The following is a 13,870-nucleotide window of genomic DNA, read 5'->3' on the forward strand; positions in this document are numbered from 1 at the left end:
GACACCCATTGGATATGCGGCCGCGAAATCGGTCGCGGACCAATCGAAGAGTCCTCACTCGTACCCGCTGCCTGAAAATGGTGGCGGGTTCTTTTTCGCTGGATAGATCATGCAGAACCGGACGGTGCTTGGCATTCTGAGTCTCTGTCTCGGCGTGCTGGTCTTTTCGCTGCAGGATCCGCTGGTGAAGGCGGTTTCGGGCGGCTATCCGGTGACAGAGGTGATGGCGATCCGCGCCATCGTCGCGCTGCCGATCCTGATCGTGCTCGTCCAGGCTGATGTCGGCCTGAAGGCGGTGCTGTCGAAGCGCTTCGGCATGCTGACACTGCGCGCCTTCATCCAGTTCTCGTCCTACACGGTCTACTATCTGGCGATCGCCGCCTTGCCGCTGGCCGATGCGGTGGCGCTCTATTTCATGGCGCCGCTGTTCATCATGGCGATGGCCGGTCCCTATCTCGGCGAGCGCGTCTCATGGAAAACCCTGTCGACGGTGCTGATCGGCCTGGTCGGCGTGCTTGTGATGGTGCGGCCCGGCGGCGGCGTGTTCGACTGGGCGGCGCTGCTGTCGCTGGGCTCGGCCTTCCTCTACGGCTTTTCGCAACTGATGGCGCGCCGCATCGGCGACACCGAATCGTCGACGGTGATGGCCTTCTACCAGAACGGCGCCTATCTCAGCGGCGCCGTTGCCGTTGCGGCCGTCTTTCATCTCGCCGGCATCACCCATGCGGCGCATCCGAGCGTCGAATTCCTGGTGCGGCCATGGGTATGGCCGGCAATGCCGGATTTCCTGAAGATGGCCGCCTGCGGCCTCGTCGCTTCGGCCGGCATGATCCTGCTGTCGCAGGCCTACCGGATGGCGCCGGCCAACCGCGTCGCCACCTTCGAATATACCGGCATCCTGTGGTCGCCGCTGTGGGGCTTCCTGTTCTTCGCCGAGGTGCCGCGCGAGACGACCGTGCTCGGCGCCGCGCTGATCATCGGCGCCGGCCTGCTTGCGCTGAGCGGCGGGCGTCGGCGAAGTGCAGCGCCGGCCGCCCCTGTCACGACCGACGCGGTCTCAAGCGAAGCAGCTTAATGCCTTGCCGACGCGGGCGCGGATCTCGGCAAGCGTGAACGGCTTCTGCACGACGTCGAGGATGATGCCGTTGAGCTCCTCGGCGCGCTCGCGCTGGTCGGCATAGCCGGTCATCAGCATGATCCGCATGGTCGGAAACTCTTTTGCAGCCGCCGTCGCCATCTCGATGCCGTCCATCTCCGGCATGCGGATGTCGGACACCACCAGATCGAAACCGCCGCGCGCCTGCCGGATCATGTCCAGCCCCTGCGCGCCGTCGGTGGCGATGGTGACATTATGGCCATCGCGCTCGAGCGCGCGGGCAGCGAGGGTGCGGACGGACTCATCGTCCTCGACGATCAGAAGCTTTGCCATGCTGAGATTGATGCCGCCGAAACGTTGATGTTTTCTGAAAATTCTAACGATCGGCGGCTTTTCGGAACGGTCCCCGCCTCCTCAGGCGTCGCCTTTCACCACCCCGACAAACGGCAGCTCGCGGAACGCATGGGCGACATCCATGCCGTAGCCGACGACGAAATAGTCCGGGCAGTCGAAGCCCACATAGTCGGCGTTAAGCGAGGTCTGGCGGCGCATCCGCTTGTCAAGCAGCACGGCGACGGCGCAGCTCTTGGCGCCGCGCGAAAGCATCAGGTCGCGGGTGTAGGAAAGCGTCTTGCCGGATTCGAGTATGTCGTCGATCAACAGCACGTCGCGGCCGGCGACTTCGTTGTCGATGTCGCGCAGCACCCTGACCTCGCCGCTGGTCGTGCCGGCGCCGTAACTGGAGATGAAGATGAACTCGACTTCCGGCGACAGGCCGACATCATGCATGGCGCGGATGAGATCGGCGGCGAAGACGAATGAGCCCTTGAGGATCGAGATTACCAGCAAGTCGTGGTAATCGCGCCCGGCGATTTCCTTGGCGAGCTCGAGATTGCGGCGCGCGATCGCCGACGCCGAAAACAGGACCTCGATGTCCTTGCCGCGCACGACTGGCATAGCTTCTTCCTTCAAAAAAACGGCAGCGGTGTCGATAGACGGGTTGAGATTCAGGTCAGGCCGAGCCGAAAATGGCGGCTGCCGAGAACCGGAGCGGAGCGTACATTTCAGTACGTGAGCACCGGAAGCGTGGGAAGCCGCTATTTGCAGGCCGGCCTCACCTGAATATCGACCCGTCTAGCCGGCGAAAATGACTGCGACGGTTCTGACGCCGTCTTTAGGCACATCGAAGCGGCTCGAAAAGCCGAATCTTTCGCCCGGGCTCAACGAACGGTTGGATGTCCCCAGCCTGTAGCGGATGATGTTGGAATTGTTGTCGGTAACGCGGATTTCGAGCGGCGGCAGCGTTTCCGACCTCATGCCGTCATTCGCGGCCTCGCCATCCACGAACAGCACCGGCTTCAAGCCCGACGCATCGATGCGTGACGTTACGCCGGAAATGGTGAGCGCACTCGCCGGCGCGGCGGTCGTCCAAAAGGGGCTTTGCCGGACCAGCGCATGACCACCCGACACCCAGAAGGATGCGAGCGCTATGCCGACGCCGGCTATCCAGAACAACGGACCGCCACGCGAGGATCGCGACGGCGCCACCTCCGGTCTGCGCAGCATGCCCATGCCGCCGATCGATGGCGTCGACGGCATCTGCGGCGGCGGTGCCGATTCTGGATAAGCGGCAAAACGCGGCAGCACCACATAGTCGGCATCGACGATGTCGGCCGCATCGAACATGACGCGTTCCGGCGCGGCATTTGTTGCCGTGCCGGTCATGATTTCGCCGGAAACAGGGCGCGCGGTTCTCTCGTCAGCCATTACGGCACCAGTGCAGTCTTCGTTTCTTTTGCGTAAACGCAATTGGTTAACGCTTCCCCACCGGAATGGCTTTGATGCATGCTGGGCGTTGCAAAATTAACCGCCGGTTAACCATGCCGGCCGATGGTCTGTTAAGATAGATTGTGGCGCGTCGCCGCCGAGAGTTTCAGGTCGCCGAACGTGATCCGCTTCGAAAATGTCGGCCTCCGCTATGGCATGGGTCCGGAGATCCTCCGCGATATCTCCCTGCACATTCCGGAGCGCTCCTTCCAGTTCCTGAGCGGCCCTTCGGGCGCCGGCAAGACGACCCTGCTGCGCCTTTTGTTCATGTCGCTGAAGCCGACGCGCGGCCTGATCACCATCTTCGGCAAGGACCGCTCGCGCATTTCGCGCGGCGAACTGCCGCTGCTGCGCCGCCGCATCGGCGTGGTGTTCCAGGATTTCCGCCTGCTCGACCATATGACGACCTACGAGAATGTCGCGCTGCCGCTGCGCGTGCGCGGGCGCGAGGAGGCGACCTACCGCACCGACGTCACCGAGCTGCTGAAATGGGTCGGCCTCGGCGACCGCATGCATGTGCTGCCGCCGGTGCTGTCGGGCGGCGAAAAGCAGCGCGCCGCGATTGCCCGGGCCTTGATCGAGCAACCGGAGATCCTGCTTGCCGACGAGCCGACCGGCAATGTCGACCCGCCGCTGGCGCGCCGGCTGCTCCGGCTGTTCATCGAGCTCAACCGGTTGGGCACCGCCGTGGTGATCGCCACCCACGACCTCGGCCTGATGGAGCAGGTCGATGCGCGCCGCATGATCCTGGCCGGTGGAAGGTTGGACGTTTATGACTGACCTTCCGGCCGATCACCTCCAGCACGAAGCGCTCGAGACGACGACGGTCCGGCGTGTCCAGCGCAAGACGGCGCCGATCGTGCCGGCGCAGAACATCGCTGGACGGGCGCTGGTGCTGGTCATCGCCATCATGACCTTCCTGTCCTGCCTCACCTTCGGCGCCGTGACGCTGGTGCGCGATACCGCCTCCGTCTGGGAAAACCAGATATCGCGCGAGGCGACGATCCAGATCAAGCCGGCCGACGGTTTGGACATGGAGGCGGCCCTTGCGCAGGCCTCGCAGATCGCCAGCGACTTCCCCGGCGTGAAGGGCACCAAGATCATCGACCGCGAGGCGACCGCGCGTCTTCTGGAACCGTGGCTGGGCAGCGGCCTCAACATCGACGAACTGCCGGTGCCGCGCCTCATCATCGTCACCATTGATGAGGCCGGCCCGCCCGACTTTGCCGCCATGCGCGCCGCCATCACGCCGAAAATACCGACCGCCGCGCTCGACGACCACCGCACCTGGGTCGACCGTCTGGTCGCCATGGCGCGCACGACCGTGACGATCGGCATTGCCGTTCTGGTGCTGATGCTGTCGGCGACAGTGCTGACGGTGGTGTTCGCCACGCGCGGCGCCATGGCCGGAAACGGCCACATCATCGAGGTGCTGCACTTCGTCGGTGCCGAGGCGCGCTTCATCGCGCGCGAATTCCGCTGGCATTTCCTGGTCACCGGCATGAAGGGCGCGGCCGCCGGCGGCGCCCTGGCGATCGCCGTCTTCATCGTCTTTTCCTGGTGGTCGTCGCGCAACATGGCGACGCCCCAGGCCGACCAGGCGACCGCTTTGTTCGGCAATTTCGCCATCGGTTCGGCCGGTTATCTCGGCGTCGGCCTGATGGTGCTGGTGATCGGCGCGCTGACCGCGGCCACCTCGCATGCGACCGTCGTCGCTTATCTCAGCGACATCGACGTTCGTCAGCCGGATGCGGGCTGACCCATGAGATCAATCCGGAAACCGGCGCAAAGCGCGTATAATCAAGCAAGACAACGATCACACGCGGGACACTTGCCGTAACGCAATGTGCGCCGTCTCACCTATCAACGGCCGCATTTCGGAGTTAACCATTAGAAGCTTTCAGGATTAACCTGGGGATGATGGAAGCGCGGGATTCGATCGAGACGGCTGGACGGATGCCGGCGATGCGTATGCGCAGCGCTGCCTCCGCCGGGTTTGGTCGTCTGCGGCTCGCCTTGCGCGTCTGCGGTTTCGTGGTTCTCGCCGCGCTGGTGCTTTTTGCCGGCGGCTTCGGCTGGTTTGCCGACAAGGTCAGCCATATGACGACTCCGGCCAATCCGGCCAGGGCCGACGCCATCATCGTGCTCACCGGCGGGCAGTCGCGGCTTGACGCGGCGATGGACCTGTTGGCCTCCGGCAAGGGCGAACGACTGCTGATCAGCGGCGTCCATCCGTCGGCTACCAAGCGCCAGCTGCAGGCGGCGATGGGCGGCGACAAGCAGCTCTTTTCCTGCTGCGTCGATATCGACCGCGCCGCGCTCGACACCATCGGCAATGCCGAAGAAAGCGCCAAATGGGTGGAGAACCACGCCTATGGCAGCATCATCATCGTCACCAATAATTATCACATGCCGCGCAGCTTGCTCGAGATGGGCCGGCTGCTGCATGGCGCGCGCCTGGAGCCCTATCCGGTGGTCAACACCAATCTTGGCAACGGCGGCTGGCTGACCAAGCCGGAGGCCCTGCGTGTGCTGCTTACCGAATACAGCAAATATGTGCTGTCTCTGGCGCGCGGCTTCCTTCCGCTGCGCGCGACGCCCGAAGGCGTCACGCTCGCCGAAGCCACGACGGTGGTCAAGAACTAGACTTCGCCTGGCGCGCCGCCGCGCAGGCGCGCAATCTCCTGCTCCAGGCCGGCGATGCGCCGGTCGCGCTCGGCAAGTGCGGCCGCGACATCCGCCGCCTCGAAGCGTTGTGGGATGTGCTGCGGGCAATTGGCATCCCAGGCGGAGACCGTGAACAGGATCGCCTGCTCCGGCCGCGCCTTGTAGTCCGCGGGCATCAGCTTCGCCGTCAGCTCCGGGTCATTCTCGACGACACGCGCCCTGCCCCAGATCTTGATGCGCTGCCTAAGCATGTAATCGATCAGAAACAGGAAGGCCTGGTCATTGTCCTCGAGATTGCCCTGGGTGATGAACTGCCGATTGCCGGAAAAATCCGCAAAGCCGATCATGTGCTCGTCCAGCACCTTGAGGAAACCGGCCGGCCCACCGCGATGCTGGATGTAGGGCTGGCCTTCGGCGTTGGCCGTCGCCAGGAACACGCTGGTTTGCGCTTCGATGAAGGCGGCTAGATCCGCTGTGATGGTTGCCCGCCAGCCGCCGCGATGCTCGACGCGCGCATAGGAATCGCGCGACCCCTTGCGGGACTGGATGGCCTTGACGGTCGGCGTGAAGGCGACGTCGCTGGTGAATTCGTTCATGCTGGCGCTCCGCGGACAGGATCGCACATCAATTAGGCTCTTCCGAAAACCGGATGTAGAGAGCATGTTTGCAATCTATCTTTCCATATTTCGGAAGAATAATGGACCGCCTCGACGCTATGTCCCTGTTCGTCGCCACGGTGGAGGCCGGCAGCCTTTCCGCTGCAGCCAAGCGCGCCGGCGTGCCGCTGCCGACGGTGAGCCGCAAGCTCTCCGAACTGGAGAAGCACTTGAAGACGCGCCTGCTCAACCGCTCGACGCGGCGGCTGACGCTGACCGATGCCGGCCAGTCCTATCTTGCCGCCTGCCGTCGCATCCTCGACGAGGTGAGCGAGGCCGAGCGCGATGCCGCCGGCGAATATTCGAGCCCGACCGGCGAGCTGGTCATCACGGCGCCGGTCGTGTTCGGCCGCCTGCACGTGCTGCCGGTGATCACCGGCTTTCTCGCCGTCTACCCGCAAGTGGATGTCCGCCTGACCCTGTCGGACCGGATCACCCAACTGGTCGAGGAGCATATCGATCTCGCCCTGCGTATCGGCGAGCTGCCGGATTCCGCCATGGTTGCAATCCGCGTCGGCTCGATCCGCCGTATCGTTTGCGCAAGCCCCGCCTATCTCGCCTTGCATGGCACGCCGGCGACCCCGCAGGACCTTGCCGGCCACGACTGTGTCACCTTCGAAGGTCTTGCCGCCCCTGCGACATGGAGTTTCGGAGCGGGTAAGGCGGAAACCACCGTCGCGGTCCGCTCGCGCCTGCAGGTCAACACCGCCGAGGCGGCGATCGATGCTGCGATTGCCGGCCTAGGCCTGACAAAAGTGCTCTCCTATCAGGCCGATGCCGCCGTGCGCGCCGGCGCGTTGCGGGTGGTGCTGGAGCCGTTCGAGCCGCCGCCCTGGCCGGTGAGCCTTGTCCATGCCGGCCAGGGCCGGCTGCCGGTGAAGCTGCGCGCCTTCCTCGATTTCGCCGCGCCGCGTCTCAAGGAACGGCTGGCTCGGTCACTCTAGCGGCACCATTTGACAATGGCGGCGTTTCCTTTTTGGCGCCGCTTGGTGTAACCAACGCACACTTCCTCACGGGCCCCTTGCATGCTCATCATCCGCTCGCTGGCGTTCAACTTCGTCTTCTATCTCAGCCTGATCGTCCAGATGATCTTCTGGACGCCTTTCTATTTCCTGTCGCCGCGCCACCGCGCCTGGTTCGTGCCGAAATTCTGGTCGCGGACCTCGATGTGGCTCTATGACAAGATCTCCGCGACGAAGAGCGAGATCACCGGTGTCGAGAACCTGCCCGAAGGCTCCTTCATCCTGGCGCCGAAGCATCAGTCCTTCTGGGACGCGATCGCCTTCTTCCCCTATCTCGACGATGCGCTCTACATCCTGAAGCGCGAGCTGACCTGGATCCCCTTTTTCGGCTGGTACATCTTGAAGATGCGTATGATCCCGGTCGATCGCGGCAGCCGCTCGAAAGCGCTGAAAGCGGTCGTCACCGCGACCAGGCAGGAGATGGACCGCAATCCGCGCCAGCTCATCATCTATCCCGAAGGCACCCGCCGCCCGCCGGGCGCCGAGCCGTCCTACAAATACGGTATCGTCGAGCTCTACACGCAGCTCGGCGTTCCCGTCGTGCCGGTCGCCCATGTCGCCGGCCTCTACTGGCCGCGCCGCAAGTTCCTGCGCTATCCGGGCACCATCAAGGCCCGCTTCCTGCCGCCGATCCCGCCGGGCCTCGAGAAGGAGGAATTCATGCAGCGGCTGATCGGCGAGACCGAAGCCGCCTGCGACCAGATGCTCGTCGAGGCCGCGCAGGCGCCGAACCCGCCGCCCATGCCGCCGACGGCGGTAAAGCGGCTGGCGGAACTCGGCGTAACCGCGAAGACCTGATCGGCTACCGCAGCACCGCCAGCAGGGTCGTCAGCACCAGCGTGCCGGCAAACACCAGGTTGATGATCCGCGAGGCCAGCGGATGGCGCAGGACGCGCGCGAACGCCGTTCCGGCAAGCAGCCACACGACGTGGATGGCGACGATCATCGCGGCAAGCACCAGCAGCCTGGTGGAGACGCCGAGCGCATCGGCCTGCGCCGCGGCGCCGGCGAAAACGGCTGCGATCGCCACATAGGCTTTCGGATTGGCGACGGCGAGCATGAAGCCGCCGAGAAAATCGGGCTTCGTCCCGGTGCTCCCGCGCTCCGCCAGCGGCGGCGCTGTCGCTATTCTGAAAGCGAGATAAAGGATGTAGCCTGCCGAGGCGACCGCCAGCACCGGCGCCACTCCCGGCACCGAGGTCAGCATGCCGAAAATCCCGGCCGCCACCGCCAGAAGCACGGCGATCGTGCCAAGCGCCACGCCAGACGTGTAACCCAGGGAAGGGCGCAGACCGAAAGCCGCGCCGACGGCGGTCACGCTGATGGTCGCCGGTCCCGGACTGCCCATGACGACAGTCGCGGCCACGATAAGCGCCAGCACTTGCTGCCAAGGCTGTGCCGCGCCCAGAACACCACCAGCCATGCCGAACCTCCTCCTGCCGCGATGTGGCAGGACTTAGGAGAGATCGTCATGGCCGTCTTGAACGATCGTGCGCAGCGCCCGTATCAGGCGCTGGCCCGGTCCAATGCCGCGATGTCGTCCGCCGAAAGCTTGAGCGACGCGGCGCGGATCAGACTGTCCATCTGGGCCGGCGTGGTGGCGCTGGCGATCGGCGCGGTGACGCCCGGCCGCGCGATGATCCAGGCCAGCGCCATTTCGGCTTGCTTGGCCGAATGGCGCTCGGCCACGGCATCCAGCGCGGAAAGGATGCGCATGCCGCGCTCGTTGAGATATTCGGCGACGTCTTCGCCGCGTGCGCTCTGGCCGAGATCGGCCTTGCCGCGGTACTTGCCGCTCAAAAATCCCTTGGCGAGGCTGAAATAGGTGATGACGCCGACATCCTCTGCCTTGCAGAGGTCGAGCAGCGGTCCGTCGAGCGACGAGCGGTCGTACAAATTGTATTCAGGCTGCAGCACCTCGTAACGTGGCAGGCTGCGCAGGCTGGCGACGTCGAGCGCCGCGCGCAGCTGGCCGGCATCGAGATTGGAGCAGCCGGGATAGCGGATCTTGCCCTTTTCGAGCAGCCGCTGATAGGCGCCGAGCGTTTCCTCGTAAGGCGTGGCCGGATCCGGCCAGTGCGACAGATAGAGGTCGATGACATCGGTTTGCAGCCGCTTCAGTGAAGCGTCGACCGCCTTTTCGATATAGGCAGCGGAGAGGTCGCGCTTGCCCTGGCCCATGTCCGAACCGACCTTGGTGATGACGATGACCTGATCGCGGTTGCCGCGGCTCTTCATCCAATTGCCGATGATCGTTTCCGATTCCCCACCCTTGTTGCCCGGCACCCAGCGCGAATAGGCATCGGCCGTATCGATGGCGTTGAAGCCGGCAGCGACGAACCGGTCGAGCAGGTCGAAGGAGGTCTTCTCGTCGGCGGTCCAGCCGAAGACATTGCCGCCCAGGACCAGCGGCGCGATGGAAAGATCGGTGCGACCGAGACGACGTTTCTGCAAGACTGATCTCCGTGATGCTGGAATGGGCCTGACGCCCAAGGATGCGATGCCGCTAAGCTAGGTCGCGGCCGGGCGAGGTCAAAGGCACGGTTTTGCTTTTTGATCGGACCAGAGCAGCCCCAGCAAAAGTGCGTCGCGGTTTTGCGTCTGGAATTGCGTGAGATAGAGCATTGGAGGCGAAATTATTTCGCCGAAAATGCGCTTCACGAAGACGCGACTCGACGGCCCACCTCCTCCAGCCAGTGATCGCGGATGCCGAGCGCATCGAGGTGCTTGAGCGTGCTCAAGACATAGTCCTCGTTTCGGCCGGATTGGCCGACCGCGCCGCGAACGATCCTTGCCGCATGATCGGCATCGAGCGCGCCGGCATATTGCTCGTGCCGGCGGTCGACGATGTAGGCGACCGCCTCGACCGAGCCGCCGCCATCCAGCCGGACATCGAGAATGCGTTCGAGATAGACGCTGGTGACCAGCTCGCGCTCGCGCAGATAGGAAAGCACCTCGTCGCGCAGATTGCCGGGGACACGGTAAGCGAGGCCGACGCAGGAGCCTCCCCGGTCGAGGCCGAGCACCAGGCCCGGCCGTCCGCGCGTGCCGCGATGCACGAAGGAATAGACGCAAAGCGAGCGGCGATAGCCGTAAAGCCGGGCGCGGCGCGTCTCGACATGGGCAAATCCGGGCCGCCAGATCAGCGACCCATAGCCAAAAACCCAAAAATCGCCCATATCGCCAAGCCTGATCGCATTCGAGTGAACGACACCGCACCGCCAAGGTGCTTCTTCTGGCCCCCGCTGTTTGCGTATTGGTAAATGCCCGCTCGCCGGGTTAACGAGAGCCGCAGCATGACGTCAAGTGACGAGCGATCGCCCAAACTTCGCCGCCGGCTGTTCTGGCTTGCGGCGTTCATCCTCGTGCTGTTCGCCATTTACAGCGGCGGCTGGTTCTATCTCGCCGACAGGCTCAAGACCGAGGCCGATCAGGCGGTGGCGAGACTGGGCAGCAAAGGGATCGCAGCCGGCTGCGCCAACCTCGCCGTCAGTGGCTATCCAATGAGCTTCACGGTCTCCTGCGACAACATCGCCTATGAAGACGACGCCCGGAAGGTCGCCGCCTCCACCGGAAGCTTCAACGCCGTCGCCGGGATCGCCGGACCCTTGTCGCCGGTCGCCGACCTGCGCGGGCCGCTGAGAACGATGGCGCCCGGCATGCCGCCGCTCTGGATCGACTGGGACCGGTTGCAGGCCAATGTCAAAGTGTGGTGGCCGTTGCCAAGGAGCGTTTCCCTGCAGGCTGAAGGCCTGAACGGTCAGACCGATCCGCAGGACGACACGGATCCGATGCAATTGTTCAGCGCCGGCAAGGCGGCCGGCCAATTGCAGCCGGCCGGCCAGGACATCAACTATGTCGGCGGCTTCGGCGACCTGGAGATCAACGCGGATGCCATCGACGGACGCGTGCTGCCGGCGCTTGACGGCAGCGGCGACGTGACGCTGAAGAACGGCGTGGCGCTGATCGCAGTGCCCCCGAAGAGCCTGCGCGGCCAGTCGATCGAGATCGCTAAGCTCGACCTGTCGTCGGGTACGGCGCGTATCACCGTGTCCGGACCGGTCTCCGTCGACGCGGAAGGGCTGGTCAACGGCGACCTGACAATCAAGCTCAAGGACCCGAAAGCGGTGGCATCTATCCTTGCCGGCGCGATTCCCGAGCATAAAAGCGAAATCGAGCAGGGTTTTTCTGCCATTGCCATGTTTGGCAAGGAACCCTCCTTGCCGCTCAAGATCGTCAAGGGCAAGGCCTCGCTGGGCTTCATCCCGCTCGGCAAGATCAAGCCGCTTGAATAGAGCATGGTCCCGAACCGAAGGTCAGCGTAGCAAAAGGTGGGAACCGGTTTTCGGGTGAGACCATGCTGACTGAGACGAGTAACGCAACGATGCCGCCGCCGGTCAGACTGCTCAGCGTCGGCGCCTTCACCCTCGACACGATCCTTCGCGTCGAAACGCTGCCCGCGCATCAAGGCAAGTTCATCGCCAGCGACGGCGTCCAGATCGCTTCCGGCATGGCGACAAGCGCCGCCTGCGCCGCTCGGCGTCTGGGCGCCGAAGTCTCGCTATGGGCGAGCGCGGGCGACGATCCGGTCGGCGACCAGCTTATCGCCGACATTCAGGCCGAAGGTATCGACTGCAGCCTCATCCGTCGCGTCGCCGGCGCGCGATCGGCGCTGGCCGCGATCCTGGTGGATGCGCATGGCGAGCGCGTCATCGTCCCCTTCTACGATAAAAAGGCGCAAGCCGATCCCGAGGCCCTGCCGCTTGCCGACCTCTCCGGCTTTGGCGCCGTGCTGGTGGATGTCCGCTGGCCGGGCGCCGCGGCGCTGGCTTTGGGCGCGGCCAGATCGGTCGGCCGTCCGGCGATCCTGGATGCCGACACCGCGCCGGTCGAGGTGCTGGAGCGGCTCTTGCCCTTGGCCTCGCACATCGTCGCTTCCGAACCGGCTGCGCGCATCGTCTGCGGCCACGCGCTCGACCCCGAAAGCGCCTGCGCCGACCTCGCCTCGCGCACCGACGCCTTTGTCGCGGTGACCGGCGGCGCCGCCGGAACCTGGTGGCATGATCGGGCGACCGGGCGCGTGCGCCATGTCGAGACGCCGAAGGTCAAGGCGATTGATACGCTCGCCGCCGGCGACGTCTTCCACGGCGCCTTCGCCGTCGGCCTCGCCGAAGCCATGCCCGTGGAAGAGGCCCTGCGCTTTGCCAGCGCCGCCGCGGCGCTCAAATGCCTGCGCTTCGGCGGCCGCCTCGGCGCGCCGGATCGGGCCGAGACGCTGGCGATGATGGCGGCGCACTGGCCGCCAGCCCAGGGCTAGAACGCAAGATTATCTCGACTATTTCCGCGAAATCGGCACAAACGCCGGGGATTGGCTAAAGCCCCTCAACCTCGTCATTCCAGGGCGGAGCAGCCGCGAAGCGGCGTCGCGGAGACCCTGGAATCCATTCCGCGACCTGAGCCGTGGATGCAACGGAGCAGAATTCTGCACCGCAGCAGCGCTCGGAAGTCACGGAATGGATCCTCGGGTCTGCGCGCGTCGCTTCGCTCCTTGCTCCGCCCGTGGATGACGATGGCGATGCGCGTTTCGGCCAATCTTCAGCGCCTGCACCTGCCAAGGCTGGCCGAGCGGCAGGTCAAATCCACGCCGGCGAACCAGGGAAAAGCCTAGGTCTTGGCTGGGTGCTCGACCGCCTGGCGACCAAAATCCGGCACATCAATATCCTGGCCGGCCTCGATGATCGAGCGGCGGATGGCGCGGGTGCGGGTGAAGAGGTCGAACAGCTTCTCGCCGTCGCCCCAGCGGATCGCCCGCTGCAGCGAGGCCAGATCCTCCGAGAACCGCGCCAGCATCTCCAGGATCGCATCCTTGTTGTGCAGGCACACGTCGCGCCACATGGTCGGGTCGGAGGCGGCAAGACGGGTGAAGTCGCGGAAACCGGAAGCGGAATATTTGATGACTTCGCTCTTGGTCACCGCTTCCAGATCGTCCGCCGTGCCGACGATGTTGTAGGCGATGATATGCGGCAGATGCGACACGATCGCGAGCGTCATGTCGTGGTGCTGCGGGTCCATCGTGTCGATGTTGGAGCCGCAGCGCCGCCAGAATTCCGAAAGCGTATCGAGCGCGGCGGGATCGGTGCCCGGCAGCGGCGTGAAGATGCACCAGCGATTCTCGAAGAGATCGGCAAAGCCGGCATCGGGTCCGGACTTTTCCGTGCCGGCCAGCGGATGTCCGGGGATGAAGTGCACGCCTTCCGGCACATGCGGCTGCATTTGCGCGATGACGGAGGCTTTGGTCGAGCCGACATCGGTGAGGATGGCGCCCTTCTTCAGCGCTGGCGCGATCTCGGCCGCGACCTCGCCGGACGAGCCGACGGGAACCGAAACGATGACGAGATCGGCGTCACGCACCGCTTGGCTGGCGTCGGTGCTGTAAGAATCGCCAAGGCCAAGCTCCTCGGCGCGTTTGAGCGTCGAAGCGCTGCGCGTCGCTATGGCGATATGGCGCGCCAGGCCCTCGCGGCGGATGACGCGGGCGAGCGACGAGCCGATAAGGCCGATGCCGACCAGCGCTATTTTCTCGAACATCGGTGACGCCATGG

The 13,870-nt window shown here is 64.8% G+C and carries 16 protein-coding genes; 8 read left to right on the plus strand and 8 right to left on the minus strand.

Annotated features, from left to right (window positions below):
* The first annotated feature begins 109 nt into the window (after positions 1-109).
* Complete coding sequence (locus tag FJW05_RS13925) at positions 110-1,075, plus strand: DMT family transporter (RefSeq protein ID WP_140632918.1); 966 nt, start codon at positions 110-112, stop codon at positions 1,073-1,075.
* Here FJW05_RS13925 and FJW05_RS13930 read toward each other — a convergent pair.
* The 3 genes from FJW05_RS13930 to FJW05_RS13940 form a co-directional block, all read right to left on the minus strand.
* Entirely contained in the window at positions 1,058-1,429 is a 372-nt protein-coding gene (locus FJW05_RS13930; protein ID WP_140632920.1) for a response regulator, read from the minus strand. The genes FJW05_RS13925 and FJW05_RS13930 overlap by 18 nt on opposite strands.
* A gap of 81 nt (positions 1,430-1,510) precedes the next feature.
* The gene (gene hpt, locus FJW05_RS13935; RefSeq protein WP_140542580.1) at positions 1,511-2,053 is read right to left on the minus strand and encodes a hypoxanthine phosphoribosyltransferase; all 543 of its coding nucleotides are present in this window, start codon (positions 2,051-2,053) and stop codon (positions 1,511-1,513) included.
* A gap of 177 nt (positions 2,054-2,230) precedes the next feature.
* The gene (locus FJW05_RS13940) at positions 2,231-2,863 is read right to left on the minus strand and encodes a hypothetical protein (protein ID WP_140632923.1); all 633 of its coding nucleotides are present in this window, start codon (positions 2,861-2,863) and stop codon (positions 2,231-2,233) included.
* A 180-nt stretch (positions 2,864-3,043) separates the two neighbouring features.
* Between FJW05_RS13940 and ftsE the strand changes: the two genes are divergently transcribed.
* The 3 genes from ftsE (at position 3,044) to FJW05_RS13955 (ending at position 5,569) form a co-directional block, all read left to right on the plus strand.
* Complete coding sequence (gene ftsE, locus FJW05_RS13945; RefSeq protein WP_140632926.1) at positions 3,044-3,703, plus strand: cell division ATP-binding protein FtsE; 660 nt, start codon at positions 3,044-3,046, stop codon at positions 3,701-3,703.
* Positions 3,696-4,682, plus strand: coding sequence for an ABC transporter permease (locus tag FJW05_RS13950; RefSeq protein ID WP_140632929.1), 987 nt, complete (start codon positions 3,696-3,698; stop codon positions 4,680-4,682). The genes ftsE and FJW05_RS13950 overlap by 8 nt, the downstream gene beginning before the upstream one ends.
* A 212-nt stretch (positions 4,683-4,894) precedes the next feature.
* Complete coding sequence (locus FJW05_RS13955) at positions 4,895-5,569, plus strand: YdcF family protein (RefSeq protein ID WP_246673439.1); 675 nt, start codon at positions 4,895-4,897, stop codon at positions 5,567-5,569.
* Here the strand turns inward: FJW05_RS13955 and FJW05_RS13960 are convergent.
* The gene (locus tag FJW05_RS13960) at positions 5,566-6,186 is read right to left on the minus strand and encodes a pyridoxamine 5'-phosphate oxidase family protein (RefSeq protein WP_140632935.1); all 621 of its coding nucleotides are present in this window, start codon (positions 6,184-6,186) and stop codon (positions 5,566-5,568) included. The two genes, FJW05_RS13955 and FJW05_RS13960, sit on opposite strands and share 4 nt — an antisense overlap.
* 101 nt (positions 6,187-6,287) lie before the next feature.
* On the opposite strand from FJW05_RS13960, the gene FJW05_RS13965 reads away from it, so the two are divergent.
* Both FJW05_RS13965 and FJW05_RS13970 read left to right on the plus strand, forming a co-directional pair.
* Positions 6,288-7,190 (plus strand): LysR family transcriptional regulator, encoded by a 903-nt coding sequence (locus FJW05_RS13965; RefSeq protein ID WP_140632938.1) that lies wholly within the window; start codon positions 6,288-6,290, stop codon positions 7,188-7,190.
* A gap of 81 nt (positions 7,191-7,271) precedes the next feature.
* Entirely contained in the window at positions 7,272-8,066 is a 795-nt protein-coding gene (locus FJW05_RS13970; RefSeq protein WP_140632941.1) for a 1-acyl-sn-glycerol-3-phosphate acyltransferase, read from the plus strand.
* Between the two features lie 4 nt (positions 8,067-8,070).
* Here FJW05_RS13970 and FJW05_RS13975 read toward each other — a convergent pair whose 3' ends face one another.
* The 3 genes from FJW05_RS13975 to FJW05_RS13985 form a co-directional block, all read right to left on the minus strand.
* Entirely contained in the window at positions 8,071-8,691 is a 621-nt protein-coding gene (locus tag FJW05_RS13975) for a LysE family transporter (RefSeq protein WP_140632944.1), read from the minus strand.
* An 83-nt stretch (positions 8,692-8,774) separates the two neighbouring features.
* Positions 8,775-9,722 carry an aldo/keto reductase gene (locus tag FJW05_RS13980; RefSeq protein WP_140632947.1) on the minus strand — a complete coding sequence of 316 codons (948 nt, stop codon included), beginning with the start codon at positions 9,720-9,722 and terminating at the stop codon, positions 8,775-8,777.
* Between the two features lie 203 nt (positions 9,723-9,925).
* Entirely contained in the window at positions 9,926-10,447 is a 522-nt protein-coding gene (locus tag FJW05_RS13985) for a gamma-glutamylcyclotransferase (protein WP_140632950.1), read from the minus strand.
* A gap of 117 nt (positions 10,448-10,564) precedes the next feature.
* On the opposite strand from FJW05_RS13985, the gene FJW05_RS13990 reads away from it, so the two are divergent.
* A complete protein-coding gene (locus FJW05_RS13990) occupies positions 10,565-11,563 on the plus strand; it encodes a DUF2125 domain-containing protein (RefSeq protein ID WP_140632953.1) in 999 nt (332 codons plus the stop codon).
* A gap of 89 nt (positions 11,564-11,652) precedes the next feature.
* Positions 11,653-12,585 (plus strand): sugar kinase, encoded by a 933-nt coding sequence (locus tag FJW05_RS13995; protein WP_140633249.1) that lies wholly within the window; start codon positions 11,653-11,655, stop codon positions 12,583-12,585.
* Positions 12,586-12,932: 347 nt separating this feature from the next.
* On the opposite strand, the gene FJW05_RS14000 is transcribed toward FJW05_RS13995, so the two are convergent.
* Positions 12,933-13,868: a prephenate/arogenate dehydrogenase family protein gene (locus FJW05_RS14000; RefSeq protein ID WP_181164943.1), complete on the minus strand. Its 936-nt coding sequence runs from the start codon at positions 13,866-13,868 to the stop codon at positions 12,933-12,935.
* Positions 13,869-13,870 lie beyond the last annotated feature (2 nt).

It is taken from the genome of Mesorhizobium sp. B2-9-1 (assembly GCF_006439455.1).
Taxonomy (GTDB): Bacteria; Pseudomonadota; Alphaproteobacteria; order Rhizobiales; family Rhizobiaceae; genus Mesorhizobium.